This window comes from Acetobacterium sp. (assembly GCF_041752335.1).
Taxonomy (GTDB): Bacteria; Bacillota; Clostridia; order Eubacteriales; family Eubacteriaceae; genus Acetobacterium.
Window position 1 is genome coordinate 1 of sequence record NZ_JBGSHG010000046.1, and the last position, 17,325, is coordinate 17,325.

12 protein-coding genes and 1 pseudogene are annotated in these 17,325 nt (G+C 41.9%); 6 read left to right on the forward strand and 7 right to left on the reverse strand.

Going from position 1 to position 17,325, the window contains the following annotated elements:
* Both ACEW8F_RS06060 and ACEW8F_RS06065 read right to left on the reverse strand, forming a co-directional pair.
* A partial coding sequence (locus tag ACEW8F_RS06060; protein WP_373482577.1) for a formate--tetrahydrofolate ligase occupies positions 1–1,617 on the reverse strand: 1,617 nt, incomplete at its 3' end.
* A gap of 935 nt (positions 1,618–2,552) precedes the next feature.
* Positions 2,553–3,359, reverse strand: coding sequence for a methyltetrahydrofolate cobalamin methyltransferase (locus tag ACEW8F_RS06065; RefSeq protein WP_373482578.1), 807 nt, complete (start codon positions 3,357–3,359; stop codon positions 2,553–2,555).
* 190 nt (positions 3,360–3,549) lie between these two features.
* Between ACEW8F_RS06065 and ACEW8F_RS06070 the strand changes: the two genes are divergently transcribed.
* The 4 genes from ACEW8F_RS06070 (at position 3,550) to ACEW8F_RS06085 (ending at position 9,443) form a co-directional block, all read left to right on the forward strand.
* Positions 3,550–5,346, forward strand: a complete 1,797-nt coding sequence (locus tag ACEW8F_RS06070) for an ASKHA domain-containing protein (RefSeq protein WP_373482579.1) — start codon at positions 3,550–3,552, stop codon at positions 5,344–5,346.
* Between the two features lie 127 nt (positions 5,347–5,473).
* Positions 5,474–6,532, forward strand: coding sequence for an asparaginase (locus ACEW8F_RS06075; protein ID WP_373482580.1), 1,059 nt, complete (start codon positions 5,474–5,476; stop codon positions 6,530–6,532).
* A 57-nt stretch (positions 6,533–6,589) separates the two neighbouring features.
* Positions 6,590–8,053, forward strand: a complete 1,464-nt coding sequence (locus ACEW8F_RS06080) for an NAD(P)/FAD-dependent oxidoreductase (protein ID WP_373482581.1) — start codon at positions 6,590–6,592, stop codon at positions 8,051–8,053.
* A gap of 412 nt (positions 8,054–8,465) precedes the next feature.
* Positions 8,466–9,443: a sugar-binding transcriptional regulator gene (locus ACEW8F_RS06085; protein WP_373482582.1), complete on the forward strand. Its 978-nt coding sequence runs from the start codon at positions 8,466–8,468 to the stop codon at positions 9,441–9,443.
* Positions 9,444–9,522: 79 nt separating this feature from the next.
* On the opposite strand, the gene ACEW8F_RS06090 is transcribed toward ACEW8F_RS06085, so the two are convergent.
* From ACEW8F_RS06090 to ACEW8F_RS06110, 5 genes are all read right to left on the reverse strand, one after another.
* Positions 9,523–11,088 carry an FGGY-family carbohydrate kinase gene (locus ACEW8F_RS06090; protein WP_373482583.1) on the reverse strand — a complete coding sequence of 522 codons (1,566 nt, stop codon included), beginning with the start codon at positions 11,086–11,088 and terminating at the stop codon, positions 9,523–9,525.
* A 94-nt stretch (positions 11,089–11,182) separates the two neighbouring features.
* Positions 11,183–11,545, reverse strand: coding sequence for a DUF1667 domain-containing protein (locus ACEW8F_RS06095; RefSeq protein ID WP_373482584.1), 363 nt, complete (start codon positions 11,543–11,545; stop codon positions 11,183–11,185).
* Positions 11,546–11,553: 8 nt separating this feature from the next.
* Complete coding sequence (locus ACEW8F_RS06100) at positions 11,554–12,822, reverse strand: NAD(P)/FAD-dependent oxidoreductase (protein ID WP_373482585.1); 1,269 nt, start codon at positions 12,820–12,822, stop codon at positions 11,554–11,556.
* An 18-nt stretch (positions 12,823–12,840) separates the two neighbouring features.
* Complete coding sequence (locus ACEW8F_RS06105; protein WP_373482588.1) at positions 12,841–14,283, reverse strand: NAD(P)/FAD-dependent oxidoreductase; 1,443 nt, start codon at positions 14,281–14,283, stop codon at positions 12,841–12,843.
* Between the two features lie 43 nt (positions 14,284–14,326).
* A complete protein-coding gene (locus ACEW8F_RS06110; protein WP_373482586.1) occupies positions 14,327–15,643 on the reverse strand; it encodes a RuBisCO large subunit C-terminal-like domain-containing protein in 1,317 nt (438 codons plus the stop codon).
* Positions 15,644–16,113: 470 nt separating this feature from the next.
* On the opposite strand from ACEW8F_RS06110, the gene ACEW8F_RS06115 reads away from it, so the two are divergent.
* Together ACEW8F_RS06115 and ACEW8F_RS06120 are read left to right on the forward strand one after the other, a co-directional pair.
* A complete protein-coding gene (locus ACEW8F_RS06115) occupies positions 16,114–17,094 on the forward strand; it encodes a uroporphyrinogen decarboxylase family protein (RefSeq protein ID WP_373482587.1) in 981 nt (326 codons plus the stop codon).
* 63 nt (positions 17,095–17,157) lie between these two features.
* Positions 17,158–17,325: pseudogene (locus ACEW8F_RS06120) on the forward strand (methyltetrahydrofolate cobalamin methyltransferase); the annotation flags it as partial.

Here is a 17,325-nt window from a genome sequence, read left to right on the forward strand (position 1 = left end):
TTTTGGCAGACCCGGCATTTTCATGATATCACCAGTCAGAGCGACAATAAATCCGGCTCCGGCGGAAATATTACAAGAACGAACGGTGATTCTGAATCCGGTTGGACGACCGAATACTTTGGGATCGTCAGTTAAGGAATACTGGGTTTTAGCCATACAAATTGGCACCTTATCAAAGCCCATTTTGGTAATGTTTTCGATCTGTTTTTCGGCAATTTGAGTAAAGTTTACGCCGTCGGCGCCGTAAATACGGGTCGCAATGGCTTCAATTTTTTCTTTGATGGTCATGTCGTCTTCGTAACAGAATTCGAAGGTTCCTTCGCTTTCATCGATCAGACGGATGACTTCCGAAGCCAGTTCTTTTCCGCCTTCTCCGCCTTTTGCCCAGACCTGGGAAATCGCGACGTTAACGCCTAATTTTTTACATTCTTCACGCACTAAAGCAAGTTCTGCTTCGGTATCCAGTGGGAATTCGTTGATCGCAACAACAGCTGGTAATTTAAATACCTGGGTGATGTTTTCAACATGTTTTAACAAGTTTGGCAGACCGGCTTTCAAGGCAACCAGGTTTTCTTCGTTTAAGTCCGCTTTGGCTACACCACCGTTATGTTTTAAGGCACGGACGGTTGCGACAATAATAACGGCGTCTGGTTTTAAGTTCGCCATCCGACATTTGATATCCAGGAATTTTTCGGCGCCAAGGTCGGCTCCAAATCCACCTTCGGTTACCACATAGTCAGCAAAATGCATGGCCATACGGGTTGCGATCACGGAATTACAACCGTGGGCGATATTAGCAAATGGTCCACCATGAATAAAGGCGGGGGTGCCTTCTAAGGTTTGAACCAGGTTTGGTTTTAAAGCGTCTTTCAGTAATGCGGCCATGGCACCGTTAGCTTTTAATTGAGCAGCGGTGATCGGGTCGCCTGAAAAACTGTAGCCAATAATGATGCGTCCGCATCGTTCTTTTAAATCAACGATATCAGAAGCTAAACAGAAGGCTGCCATTACTTCAGAGGCAACCGTGATGTCAAATCCATCTTCACGGGTGAAGCCATCGCCGGATGTTCCCAAACCATCAACGATATTTCGTAATTGACGGTCATTCATGTCAACACATCGTCGCCAGGTGATTTTCTTGGGATCAATGCCTAATTCATTACCTTGTTTGATGTGATTATCCAGCATTGCTGCTAATAAATTGTTAGCGGCTCCGATGGCATGAAAGTCTCCGGTAAAATGCAGGTTGATATCTTCCATTGGAATAACCTGAGCGTATCCGCCGCCGGCTGCTCCGCCTTTAACCCCAAAAACGGGTCCTAAGGAAGGTTCTCTTAATGCTACCAGGGTATTTTTCCCCAATTTTGCCAAACCATCGGCAACCCCGATTGTGGTAGTGGTCTTTCCTTCACCGGCTGGTGTTGGATTGATGGCAGTGGTCAGGATTAAACGTGCTTTTTTGTCGCTTTTTTTCTTTAACAGATTGTAATCAACCTTTGCTTTATACTTGCCGTATAAATCCAGATCGTCTTCTGTTAAACCCAATTTCTTAGCTATCACACGAATATCCTGTGGTGTAGCCTCTTGTGCAATCTCAATGTCTGATTTAAAACCCATATTATTTCCTCCAATACTTTGATAAATTTTTAACATCTGCATTTATGATATATGATTTCATTCTAAAAATCAAATAATAAATGTGACAATTTTTTACTGAAAAAAAAGGAATAACGTTTACATTAACGGGGTTTACATCAAATTTCAGAACAATATTTTACTCTGTGACATAAAATATCCATGTAATTCATTTGCTAGTAGGACTTCATCGCAATATATTTATCTTTGTTTGTTTTTTTAGTGATTTATTCCATACATTGTTTTCATTTTTTTGACTCAAAGCCCCTATTTTGTAATTATTGTTCACTTTCCTATTTTTTTCACTTGCTCCAGATAACTAATTCGCTCACAAAAACTGCCTTTGACTTTCAATTATTTACCATGTTCACCTCAGCATCCCTTTCTTCAGTCATTATACTTTTAAAATTTATGCTCTTCCATTTGCCCTTTTTAATTCGACCTGTAAATGATGATTTTGGCAGCTAGTCAACTATTTACTTGTATATACAAATTTTATTCAGATTATCATCATTTCTTAATAATGTCAATATTTTTCTAATTAAAGTCAATTTATTTTCTTTCATTGTTTGTTATTTCTCAAACGATCCATCTTCAAGTAATATATCGCCATATATTTACTTTAAAACACGTCGTTTATCATTTATTTCCGTCAAGAATTTATAAGTGTGTTTTCAGTTTGCCATGTTTTTTTATTTAATATTATGCTTTAAGCTTGTATAATAAAAACATAATATTAAGCGAATCAAAAAAAATGCAGTCAGCAGACCACATTTTTAAGAATCGATTTCAAATATTTATCGAACTGATTACCCAGGATAATAACTAAATTTTCTCTGATAAAAAACAATAGCTGGCTAAAAAAATCTTCACACCGCAACAACTCCATTTAAATGAGTTACAACTTAATTAATAACTTATTGTTCTGATGTTCCAATTTTTCCCTGTCGAAATGCTTTGCTGTAGACTCGGCAGTACTTATCTTTGCCAAGCAACGCATAAGCCGCAAAAATTGTTCCCATCATATCCTTATTCGTTGGATCCATCACTGCTGAATCCATACCAGCCTGGATGGCAAGTGCCATAAAGGTTTTATTCATCAGCGATCTGGCCGGCAAACCAAATGAAATATTACTCAACCCAGATGTGATATGAATCGATGGGTATAATGCTCTTATTTCAGATATTTCCCGAGTGAAATTCAGGAGCGAATCATTGTTTGTGGATAATGCCATCACACATGGATCAATATGGATGCGATCTGGTATTATGCCAAACTTTGCCGCTTTATCAACCATGACTCTGGCAATTTCGACCTTTTTTTGAACATCGCAGGGAATACCTTTATTATCACAAGTAAGTCCGATAACCTCCCATAAATTTCCTTCCATAAGCGGAAGCAGGATTTCGCATTTATCACCTTCCTGAGAAATAGAATTGATAAGCCCTGGTTTATTCGCATGTTTGAATACTGTTTCAATAACTCGTGGATTGGGACTATCAATACACAGCGGGGTTTCCGTAGCATCCTGAACGACTTCCATTAGCCATTTCAATGCCTCTACTTCCAACTCAGGTGCAGTACCGGCGCACACATCAATAAAATCTGCTCCTGCTTGTTCCTGTCTTATTGCGCGTTCTGCAATAAATTTCGCATCTTTTTTTTCAATCGCTTCCTTTACTGCTGGAATTGTCCCATTTATTTTCTCTCCAATAATGATCATCCTTTACCTCCTGAATTGATATCGTTTTCATCTTTATTGTATCATGTTTTACCTGTATATACAGACTATCATTACCTGTATTTTTTGTCAATATTTTTTGATGTTGTTGAAAATCTCATTTTTAACGGGTATAATATCATTAGCTTATGTAATATTTTACCCTAATTTATGACTAAGAAAGGACAAATTTATGTCATCATTGAATACTATTCGCGTTTTTTTTCCATTATTGGATAAAAGTATCCTGGTTGAGGCTGGAAAAACAGTTGCTGAAGCATGCGCTTTGGTGGGTTTTCCTCAAAACCTGGTTTGCGGGGGCAAAGGAACCTGCAAGAAATGCCTTGTTACCATTCGTGAAAACGATTTAGTTTCGGAAGTCCTGGGATGTCAACATCTCGTTTCCGAAGATATGGCGATTCTTATTTCAAAGGAAGCGGCCTTATCACAAATACTGGAAACTACCGAAAATGGCGAGTTGAGTTTCAACCCCAAAACCAGAGTGGCGACCATCCCCATCACGGCCTTAAAAACGGAGATGTGTTCTTACGATCTTGAAACCATCCGGAACGTCCTTGAAATGCCAGTTAAGATGTCTTCTATTAAAGTAATGCAAAAGTCAGCTGAAGTTTTTCATCAAAAAAACTTTCCCTTGATGAATTTTTTCTTATATAATGATGAAATTATTGATCTGATTCCCGGTAATGAAGCATTAAATGCCTATGGAGTAGCCTTTGATATTGGCACCACCTCGGTTGTTGGCTACCTTTACGATCTGACGAATGGAGTTCTGATTCACCAGTACTCTTCCCTGAATAAGCAAATTTCTTTTGGCGGAGACGTGATCAGTCGCATCGATTTTGCTTCCACAGCTCCGGAAAACCTTAAAAGTATTCAGCACGCCATCATCGAAACCGTCAACAATATTTTATCAAATCTTTTTTATGAATCAAAAATACCATCTGAAGCTGTTTATGAGTGCGTCTTCTGTGGCAACAGTACCATGGCCCATCTTTTCCTGGGCTTGAATCCCCTGCATTTAGGGCTCTCTCCTTTTACCGGAATTACCCGGGATATGGTTGTCCTCAATGCCGAAGAGCTCAACATCAATATTAATCCCAATGGAAAAATAACCTTTCTGCCCTTGTTGGGTGGCTTTGTGGGCGCCGATACGACTGCCGTTCTGCTGGGACTGCCAAAGGATGATGAATACCGTTTAATGATCGATTTAGGAACAAACGGTGAAATTGCCGTAGGTAACCGCAATCGTTATTTTGTCGCTTCGACTGCCTGTGGCCCAGCTTTAGAGGGTGCCGGTATCCATATGGGGATGCGCGGTACCACTGGGGCGATCGAAAAAATCGATCTGGTTGACAATCAGATAAAGTGCCATGTGATTGGCGGGGCTGCACCGCTGGGCTTTTGCGGATCGGGGATCATTGATGCGATCGCCTTCCTGTACCGGGAAAAACTGATTTATAACCGTGGTAATTTTATTAAGGGTGAGGATCTTGATAATCACCCTTTGAAAGATCGTTTCAAAACGGATGAAAATAATCAGCGCTATTTTATTTTTGTTCGCCATCAGGATAATCCCAACGGCAAAGAGATGATTATCACTCAAAAAGATGTCCGGGCAGTGCAGTTAGCCAAGGCGGCCATCTTTACCGGTTGCTGTCTGCTGACTGAAAAATACGGCATCAAAGCGGAAGATCTTAAGGAAATAACCCTGGCGGGTGCTTTTGGCAATTACATCGATATCGAAAACGCCCAGTTTATCGGTTTACTTCCCGAGATTTCCGGCGTGCCGATCCGCTCTATTGGCAATGGCGCCGGAACCGGTTCGCAGCTCTTCCTGCTCTCTCAGGATGAAGCCCAACGCTGTGTCGAGATCCCCATGATAACCACCCATATCGAGTTAGCCACCGATCCTAATTTTTCCAACCTTTATATGCAAAACACCACCCTTGGTCAAAATGAAATGAAGTAATAACTCCCTGTTTTCATTTTACTGATCTTTATTAAAAGCAAACACTCAGCGGATGTTTGCTTTTTTTATTCCCCTGACCTGGATTAGATGCTATAATTATTCTAAATTACCGAAAGGATGCTCAACAATGGAAAAAACACCCAAGATTTTATTATTATTAACCGGGGGTACAATCGGCAGTGCTGTCAACGACCACTGTATCAATGTGGATTCCCGTCGCGGTGACGACTTACTTGCCATACATAAAGAACAATACGTCCGCGAAGTCGAATTCGAGGTCGTCCGTCCCTTTAATATTCTCAGTGAAAACGCTGAACCAAAGCACTGGCTGCAAATAATTAAAACCCTCCAATCCCATCGATTCAGCGATTATGATGGTGTCATCATTGCTCATGGTTCGGATACCCTTCCCTATACCGCTGCCGCCCTTGCTTATGGCATCGACGCTCCTTTTATTCCCATTGTTGTAGTGGCCGCCAACTATGCCATCGGCGAACCCAACAGCAATGCCATTGCTAATTTCTCGGCAGCGGTAGAATTTATCAGCAATATGAAACTGCCCGGTTTTTACGCCATTTATAAAAACAGCGATGATGTCACTTATGTCCACCTGGCCACTCGGCTCCAGGAAGCCGATTGGCTGAAGGATGACTTTACCAGTTTTGGCGCTCCGTTAGGGGTATTTGATCAACGGGGCTTATGCTGCGTGCCCACACCAAAAAACCCAACCATGCTCAAGCTTTACAATCCATCATCGGATGATGTCCCCTTAGTTAGAGAATTTCGCAACGAAGTCCTGGCGCTGCGGGCCTATCCCGGTTTGAACTATGAACTGATCGATCTCCACAAACGCCCGATCCGGGCCGTGCTTCACTCACTATACCATTGTGGCAGCGGAAATATTACCGGGGAAAATGGCACTTCCCTCTTAGCGTTTATTAAGAACAACCCCAACGTGGATCACTATATGATCTCCTACAAAAATATTCATGGTGATCTTTACGCTTCCTGTCAGGAGCTTATTGCCGCCGGTGGGATTCCCCTGGAGAACATCTCCTTTGAAGCAGCTGTAACCAAATTGAATTTTGCCTACAATCAGCAGGAATGCTCAGCGCTTAACTATATGAAACGGGAATTTTTCTATGAATTCCTGAGAGATGCCCGGGAAAATGGGTATGTAATATAGTAATTTTCATTGCCTATAATTAAGCGCATAAAATTTTGTTTAAAAAAGGAGACTGCTATGTATGATGTCGCTATTATCGGAGCCGGAATAATCGGAACATCGATTGCCCGGGCTTTAAGTCGTTACAAATTATCCGTTATCGTTTTTGACAAAGAAAATGATGTATCCATGGGGGCAACCAAAGCCAATTCGGCCATTGTCCATGGAGGCTTTGCCGAATCCCACGCCAAAGTAAAAGGCGGCCTGTGTTACAAAGGCCGAAAACAATTTGACCAGCTAGATAAGGAACTGAACTTTGGTTTTGAAAAAATCGGCTCGCTGGTGCTGGCCTTTGAAGAAGAACAGTTGGGGAAACTCAATGAATTATACGAAAACGGTCTGGCCAACGGTCTGGATGATTTAGAAATCCTCGATCACGATCAGATCATGGCAATGGAACCAAATGTCAACCCGGATGTTAAATATGCCCTGTATTGTAAAGGCGCCGGCATCTGTTCGCCCTACGAAATGGCTATTGCCATGGCAGAAAATGCCATTGTCAACGGTGTTGAGCTTTTCTTAAATACGGAAATCACCGCGATTGAGAAAAACATTGACAGCTTTGATCTTACCGATCAAAATGGCAAAGATTACCAATCTCATTATGTGATAAATGCCGGCGGGGTTTCCGCGGATAAGGTATCACAAATGGTAGGCGTGGATTCTTTTACAATTACCCCCCGGACCGGAGAATATATTCTAATGGTTCGCGGTTCAGCAAGCGTTATCAATACTGTCCTGTTCCAGATGCCTACAAAAATGGGCAAAGGAATTCTTGTGACTCCAACCTATCACAGCAACCTGATGATTGGGCCGGATGCAGTCAATGAAAATACCGTGGATAAATCAACCCATGCTGAACGGCTTCTAAAAATTTTTAACGAGGCCAAACATACCACTGATAAATTAAATATTAAACAGTTTATCCGCAGCTTTACTGGTGTCCGCGCGGTAAGCTCCACTGATGACTTTATCATTGAAGCCACCCCCGTTACCGGATTTATCAATTGTGCCGGTATTCAGTCCCCAGGATTGACTTCTTCACCAGCGATTACAGAGATGGTGCTGGGCCTTTTAAGAGAGCTGAACTGTCCGTTTGAAGAAGATCCCAGATTCAATCCTTATCGTGCCCCTATTATTACCAAGACCGAATTAAAGCCGGTTAAAGAAATCCAACCATTCGTGGATATTGATTCCAGCCCGGAAAAAATAATCTGCCGCTGTGAACAGGTCAAAGAAGCTACCATTATCGATGCTATGAACCGAGGTATTCCAGTGACCACCGTCGATGGTATTAAACGGCGTACCCGATCCGGCTCCGGCTGGTGTCAGGGAACTTTCTGCCGCCCCAGGGTCGCTGAAGTGATGACGCGGGTTCTCGGCCATGAAATTGATGCTGGTTTTGATGTCGAACACAGTGGCGTTAATCGAGTCGGTAAAAACGAGATTGTAGATTATATAAAGAGTCACCAAAACGACTGATTTTTTTGCTGAATACAGATTACTGCTATTTCATTTTTACATCTTTTATCTGTTACTCTCCATTAAACCATAAAGGCACTTGAAAAATACCGCACTCCATTGCTATTAATAGGTTTTAAACAAATCTATATAAATTTTCCCTCCTGTAAATGGTGTTACAATTAATGACAAAGGTAACACTTTCCTGAACAGGAGGGAAATTCATAGCTACTCAATCATCCCTATTTTCTCTCACCGACTTTTTTCGGGATATCAAAACTTATCTTAAGACTCCAATCTCTCTTTTTTGAAAGATCACAAACATTTTATACTGCCTTTTTCAATTCCTTAATTTTCCTGATATTTTTTTGCAATACAGGTAACGAAGTGCTAGAATATGTATAATAGCTTTAAACTGAAAACGGAGAATAAAATGCTAAGTGAAGTCTATAACCAATCGGTTTGCATCATGAATGCTGCAGTGTACATGCACTATGTCGAAGGAAAACCAATGCATCAGATTGCCGAAATTCTAAATATTTCCAAATCTACTGTCTCGCGACTATTGAGACGTGCAATAAATGAAAACGTTGTCAAATTCGAGATCGAACCGAATTTTTTCGAGTGTACACAGCTTGAAGCAACCATCCGAAAAACGGCTGAACTTCAAGAGGTTCTGGTTGTTCCGGTATTATCCAGTAAAAATGAACACTCAGCTCTATCCATAAAAAAGATGGTTGCGCTGGAAGGCGCCCGTTATATTCAACGGATTATTACAGACGATGACATCATTGGCTTAACCTGGGGCGGAACCATGTACCATTTGATCCAGTATTTGAATCCCTGCCGAAAAGCCAACGCCAAGGTCATCACGATGCACGGCAGCATTGTCAACTGTGATGAGAAACTAGCCGTGGGAACCCTGGTCCGTCGAGCAGCGATGGCATTTGGCGGTAAAAATGTATCCATCTGCAGAAATGGATTGTTTGAACTGTCGGAGGATTTCGAACTACTTAAATCCAGTGAAATATATCAGAAAATGACCACACTGTTTGAAAATATCAACATTTCAATCAGCGGGGTTGGATTATTGTACCCCATGACGACGACGTTGCTGGCATCTACAAATTATCTAAAACCAGCGGAATTTCAGGAATTAATTGGTCAAAATGCCTATGCGGATATTATGTTGCGTTTTATTGACAAAGACGGAAACGAATGCAATACCTCAATGAAAAATCGAACCTTTTCCATTGAGCTTGAAACCTATAAAAAAATCCCAAAAAAAATTATCGTTGCTTCAGGATCAGAAAAAGCCCCCTCTATTCAGGCCCTTATAAATGGAAAACTACTGGATGTCCTGATTATTGATCAGCATCTGGCTAAGGCTCTTGTTTTCCCAAGTTTCTGAGTATTGATTAAATGAGATTACGATTTCTGTAATGATCACAAAAGACCGGAAAAATATTTTCCGGTCTTTAATCTTGAGACTAACGATATTTATTCTGGAAATCTGCAACGGCGTCAAATGCATCGCCAGACAGCCCATGATAAACTCGTTTCCATGTCTGAAATGCGTCTTCATACCGTGCTGCTGATTCTGGATGTGGTTCATAATGTCCAGTTACCTTTACCATCTTTTCAGCCGCAGCATCGTAATCTTTATAGATGCCAACGCCAACTGCTGCTAACATGGCGCAGCCAAGAGCGGTTGCTTCTTCAACCTCAACGGTTTCACATGGTCGATTGTAAATATCCGCCTGCATCTGACACCAGAATTTTGATCTTGAGATCCCACCAGTCAAGCGTACAGTGGTGAAATTAGGTACATTTCCTTCAACCATCGCTTCAAGCATGTCTCGAATATCGTAGCAAATCCCTTCCATGGTTGCTCGGGTGATGTCATTTCGGGTGTGTGCGATCGTCATCCCAACATAGTTCCCTCTCGCATTAGATTCATAGTTTGGAGTGTTTGCTCCCTGAAGATATGGAAGGAAAAAGCATCCATTCGCTCCCGGAGGTGAATTTCTGGCAGCATCTGTCATGAAATTATAAACTTCCGTTCCCAGATGTTTTGCCGTCAGTTCTTCAACATCACAGAACTCTCCCTTGAACCACTTGAAAGCACTTCCTGCTGAATTAGCTTGCCCTTCCATAACCCATGCTCCATCCGGCGTTCCCAGCACATAGCATTTCTTAGCTGGATCTCGTAAAAACGCCCGTGATTTACCAGCTGTAATACCTGCTGTGCCGCCACATGCATATCCAGTTCCTTCTTTTACGCAGCCACATCCCACACAACCTGCCTGTTGATCTCCAGTCCCCATAACAAGCGGTGTTCCAACGGCGAGGCCAGTTTTTTCTGCAACTTCCGGAGTCACTGCCCCAATAATCGAACCCGATTCACGAAGGGGTGCCAACTTATTAATATCGATTCCAAAAACATCACATAGTTTCTGACTATATTGGAAATCTTCTCCATTCAACTGCAACCAAGGCGTATCATTGATATCGTCGTAATAATCATCGGCACCATAGGCCTTAGTCATGAGACCCATTATTGTATGTATTCGTGTTGCATTTTCATAAGCTTCTGGCATATATTTCTTAACCCATTGGAGTTTTCCCGATGGAAATACAGGTCCCAATGGCATCCCGCACATTTCATAGAGATCATCCGGTGTCATTCCGCCGGCGGCAAGCATTTCGACCATTTCTGGCAGCATTTCCGCACTTCTCAAATCCTGCCAAATAATGATCGGTGTTGTGAATCCCCCATCCTTATCACGTGTCACCATGGTACAGCGAAACATATCAAAACTGATTCCGGCAATCTCCTCTGGATCAATTCCACTGTTTCTTATCGCCAGTCGGGTGGTTTCGTACAATGTGTTGATCAGTTCAGGTCCATCACATTCAACCCGACCTGCTGACGGATAAGTTAATGGATTCAGAACCTGTCCTGATCCAATTTCATTTCCTTCAATGTCAAATACAATACTCTTGCTACTCGTTGTTCCACAATCAATACCCAATACATACTTTTTAGTCTTCATTTTTTTCACCTTTCATATTAATTAATATTTACCTGTGATGAAATATAACATCCTGCATCATACAATGAAAAATTATGTAGTTGCAGTCTTGTCATTATATAGAATGAATACGTTTTGTTGCAATAATATCAATTCCTGTCTTTGCAACGTTTTTAAGTACAACTTCGCCGATTTCTATTGGTGCATTTAACTCTAGATCTTTTAGAGCAGATATACACTCCAATATTTTTTCCTTTGGGATATCTTCCTTTGTTTTAACCGAAAGCATCTGGCTGTCACCGCCTTTTACTTTAACCGTCGAAGTCACGGTGCGTGTAGGGTTAGTCAATTCTTTTTTGGCATACTTCGATCCATTTTTACAAATGTTTCCCTCCACTCCGATTACAACACCATTTTCGAAGCTTGCCGTTATCATGCATCCCAATGGACAACCAATGCAAATCAATGACTTTTTCATGACAACAACTACTCCTTTTCAACCTTAATCCAAATAGTTTTACACCCTTGATGCTCCTGCAACTTAGCTTTTTCAATCTTTACCTGCTCCATTTCCCCTGGAGTCATGAGCTTTTTCTTCTGATGCAGCACTTGTTGATCGTCAAAATAGACACTGAGGTAATGATCCCGATAAACATCGCGAACCCGGAAGCGAATAGTTTGCTCATCTTCCATTCGATTCAGCTGAATCGTTCTTGGCACCGTATAAGCAATTCCTTCCCGAGCTGTAACATCAATGACCTGTTTTTCATCTCTGTGAACAAACAATCCTTTCACAAACTGCGCCGCGTTTTTTCCGGCAGCTGCCGATTCCTCTGAAACATAATCAACCAGATCGTGGACATGAAGAACATTTCCACATGCAAAAACCCCATCTATATTTGTTTCGAAACTCTCGCTGACAATTGGCCCATTGGTAATTGAATCGATGGTAACATTCATCTTGCTGGACAGCTCGTTTTCTGGTATCAGACCCACCGACAACAACAGGGTATCACAGGGATAAAACTCTTCAGAACCTTTGATTGGTTTTCTGTTTTCATCTACCTCCGCAATGGTAATCCCTTCGATCCGTTCTCTTCCTTTTATATCAATAACCGTATGGCTGAGTTTTAACGGAATATCAAAATCATTCAAACACTGAACGATGTTACGTTTCAGTCCCCCAGAATAAGCCATAATTTCGCATACAACGTTTACATGTGCCCCTTCAAGTGTCAATCGCCTGGCCATAATCAGACCAATATCGCCGGATCCCAGAATCACCACTTCTCTGCCGGGCATATAGCCCTCGATGTTAACAAGACGTTGGGCCGTTCCTGCCGTGAAAATTCCGGCTGGCCGATAACCGGGAATATTTAGCGCCCCTCGGGGCCGCTCCCGGCATCCCATCGCAAGGATCAGCGCCCTAGCAGAGATTTCCACCACTCCAATGTCTGCATTCATAATCGTAATTACTTTGTCTTCATTGATATCCATTACCATGGTATTAAGCAAATAAGCGATTTTCAATGCTTTAATTTCGTCGATAAAACGTTGCGCGTACTCAGGTCCCGTCAATTCCTCTTTAAAGGTATGAAGACCAAAGCCGTTATGAATGCACTGATTAAGGATTCCACCAAGCCTCTGGTCACGTTCGACGATCAAAATTCGTTCAATTCCATTTCTTTTTGCTGCGGCGGCAGCAGCCAGTCCGGCTGGCCCGCCGCCAATTACGACAACATCATAGTTTTCCATTGTATCACCTCGCTTTCATCACACTGCCTTGTTGCAGCCCACAAGCAGCTGCGACTGACCACCTTTTTTTGTCACCTCTGTCATCTCAATCCCCAGTTCTCTGGCAAGAATCGCCATTGTTTTTGGTGTACAGAAGCCTGCCTGACACCGTCCCATGCCAGCTCGTGTTCGACGTTTGATGCTGTCAAGAGATTTCGCGCCCAGTGGCCGATAAATGGCATCGATAATTTCCCCCTCTGTCACCATTTCACAGCGACAAACAACGTTACCATATTCAGGATTTTTTCGAATAAGCTCACTCTTTTCCTCATTTGAAAGTTTTTCAAATTTCACGACCCCTTTCCGCCTCAGTACAAAATCTTCTTTTTCTTCAAGACACAGCCGTTTGGCAATCAATTGGGATAACATCACCCCAATCGCCGGCGCACTCGTAAGACCCGGGGATTCAATGCCTGCTGCATCAAAGAAGCACGGCGCGTCCCAAACCTCTTCCACGATAAAGTCATGATTATCTTCATGTGCGCGCAAGCCTGAGAAAGATGTAATAACCTTGTTTAAAGGCAATTCAACCTTGCAAAGGTGATTTATTTTAATTTTTTCAATCAGATCCTCAAGAACTTCCTGAGTTGTGTTCAACGATTCCTTATCCTCCACGTCATTGGCACTCGGTCCGACATACAAATTTCCATGAAGCGTTGGAGCTGTTAAAATCCCCTTCCCCATTTTTCCCGGCAACGGAAAAACCGATGCCGTAAAAACATTTCCAAACGATTTGTCAAACAATAGATATTCACCTTTTCTGGCTGTAATATGAATTTTTTTATCGCTGACCATGTTATGAAACTTGTCAGCATAAACTCCGGCCGCATTGACTACAGCTTTTGTTTCGATAACGCCCATATTGGTATAAATAGCATAACCATAATCCGTTTTTTTAATATCCAGTGCCTCAGTTTCAAATTTGAATTCGACTTTGTTAACGTTTGCATTTTCGGCCATCGCAATTGCCAGATTAAAGGGACAGATCACACCTCCCGTTGGAGCAAACAAAGCCGCAACGGTTTTATCTGTCAGATTAGGTTCCATCTTCAACACTTCATCACGTTCCAGAATCACGACTCCTGGAACACCGTTTTTCATTGCCTGCTCCAAAAGATCATCCAATTTATATCGCTCTTCTTTCACCGTACAGACAACCAGTGCCCCATTTTGCTTCACAGGAAAATCCAGTTCCTCAGCATATTTCCACATCAGTTCGTTGCCTTCTACATTCAGTTTTGCCATTAACGTTCCGGGTTTTGCGTCAAAACCTGAATGGATGACGCCACTGTTTCCCTTTGACGTACCGGAAGCTACATCATCCCCTTTTTCAATGACGCAGGCATTGACTTTATATTTTGAAACTTCTCTGGCAATGCAGCAGCCGGTTACGCCGGCCCCGATAATTACAACATCATACATCATTTTCCACCGTTCCTTTGTTATCTATTAAACTTATCGGTTATCACCCTTTTAAATCAAAAATTCCAGATTTTCCTTCCTGATAATACCCCCACATCTCCACCGCAGCTCTCAGTTCACTATTTTCTTTTGCTGCTTCATCGGTTGGTATGCCTTTTACGGTCGCATCGATGGCTTGTCGAAAGGCTTTTGCTCCAGCTCGTGTTCCCATTGGGTGCCCATGAATACCTGCCCCGCTGGCAATGATCACATCAATACCAAATTTTTTAACAATATCCTCTACATGTCCCTGGGTTGTGCCGCCACCCGGCATCGAAAACGCCGGTTTAATGTTGCCTAATGGCGAAATCATCTTATACCCCACATCAATAAATGTATCCATCAGCATGGTCAATTTTCCGTAAGGAGAAAAAGAAATGATCATATCTGCTCCTGCCAGTCTTGGCAGTTTTGCGCCAATGAGGCCAACACTCATCCCAGACCAGGAAGACTCATAGACTGCTCCATTAAAAGCAGGATGTCCCAGAATCGGAACGTTGATGTCCCTGTCTTCAGCTAACATCCGTGTGGCATCCAAACCGACCGTTCCATAATTGACCATCAACGCATTCGCTCCAGCTTCAAGGGCGTTATATGCATTCTCTTTCAGTTTGTCCGGCCGATCTGTAATGTTAACCGTATAAAGGGTTTTTTCTCCCTTTTCATCATCTGCCCGCTCAAGCGCTTTCATCACATGTTTAACGCGTTTGATCAGCGGACAATGCTCAGGATTCGCAATCAGTTCATCATCCTTAATAATATCCACGCCGCCCACTGCAGATTCATATGCCAGTTCAGCCGTTACCTCTGGAGACATACCTGTACAGGGCTTAATCATATTGTTGAGCAGGGGACGATCATAAACCCCCAACAATTCCCGTGTCCCTTTAATTCCAAATTTAGGGCCACTGAACTTTTTAAGAAAAGCGTCCGGGAACTCCAGATCCAGTAGTTTAACTTTTCCAGATCCAGCTACTTCACCAATGGCTGTACTCAACATCATCGCAAACTGATCACCGAAATTCGTCCATGGGTAAGCAATTCGTATTATCAGGTGCCGCTCTTTGATCCCCTCCGGAAGACTAATCTGATAGGCCGGTGTTTCATAGACACCCACCAGTCTGCCAATACATCTTTCGCGAATTTCCTCTGTCTCCTGGGGTACTTTTATCCAAGTTCCACAAGACTGCTCGATGCCAATTGCTGCTGCAAATTTCATAATATTTGTGTCAGGTTTTGTCGCACAATAGTAAGTGGCAATCACAAATCGATCTTTATCCAATGATTCAGGATATTGAACAACAATAGGGTCAATATACATTTGCCTTTACTCCTTGTAATTTATTGTTTTCTAGAACGTTCCCTTTCATTATAGAGTTTCTTGAAAATATTAAAATATCGAAAATAATTTCAATAACTTGTTTTTTGAAAGCAACTCATTTTAATCTTAAAAAGAAACACAAATTTTTCTTTCTAACATCATGCTTTACGCCGCTCCTTGTTTTTTAAGTATATGCTGCGTTTTCATAAAATAATCATGAGCTCAGCCACTTTTACAAAAATAGTCATTGACAAAGAACCTGCAACCGTTTATAATCACAGTAAATGAAAGATTATTTACTAAAATAACAGTAAATAAAATGTCTTATACTAAATATAGTTTTTTAATCGCTTTGCTCTCTAATTATTATTTTTATTGTAATCGCCGTCAAAAGCGACCTGATTGTCAGCAAATCAGCCAAAAAACTAATCAATGATTCAATCTATTTAAACTTAAGGAGGCTATACACAATGTTAACCGTAAAAGAAAATTTAAAAGAAGTCCTCACCGGGGGAAATCCGGATCGATTTGTAAAACAATTTGAGTTTATGCAAATGATCATGAGCGTCCCATCTTGTCGTATCAAACCTGCAATTGGCGAAGAAGTTGTCAATGAATGGGGTGTCACCATTCGCTGGCCTGAAGGTCAGCTTGGTTCTTTTCCTGTCCATGATGCCGATCATATCCTGCTAAAAGACATAACAAAATGGCGAGACTATGTCAAAGCGCCAAACGTTGTCTTTCCTGCCGAAGCCTGGGAAAAAGCCATCGCCGATGCTAAAGCCGTTGATCATGACAATCAATATGTTACCGCATTTATCGCTCCGGGTGTTTTTGAACTGACCCACTACTTAATGGGAATGGAAGATGCTTTAATGAGTTTCTACGAAGAGCCCGAAGCAATGGAAGAACTGATTGACTACATCACCGAGTTTGAGCTGGCCTACGCTAAGGAATTAGTGACTCACCTCAAACCAGAAGTTATTTTCCACCATGATGATTGGGGCAGTCAGATTTCAACCTTCCTATCTCCCGCCATGTTTGAAGAGTTTTTCCTACCTGCCTATAAAAAAATATACGGATTTTATAAAGAAAACGGTGTGGAATTGATTGTTCATCATAGCGATAGTTACGCCGCAACCTTAGTCCCTTATATGATTGAAATGGGTATTGATATCTGGCAGGGTGTTATGACAACCAACGATATGCCTAAAATGATCAAAGAATACGGCGGACAGATCACCTTTATGGGCGGCGTTCACAGCGGTGTCATCGATCATCCGGAATGGACCAAAGAACAGGTTGAAGAAGAATTCAACAGAGCATGCCATGAATGCGGAAAGCTTTATTTCATTCCTGGTGCCTGCCAGGGTATGGGCGTTTCCTCCTTCCCGGGAGTTTACGAAGCCAGTGATGAAGCCATCGAGAAGCTGAGCAAAGAAATGTTCTAAACCATCCATCCTTCCCACAAAACACAAATTTTTATAAAAACTAACGAACACAGGAGTTGAAAAATGATTATTATCGGAGAAAAAATCAATGGTGCGATTCCTTCCACAGCGAAAGCAATCGCCGCAAAAGATGGCGAGTTTATCAAAAATCTGGCCAAGATTCAAACCGAAGCCGGCGTAGATTATATTGATGTCTGTGCATCTGTAGATGATGATATCGAACTGGAAACC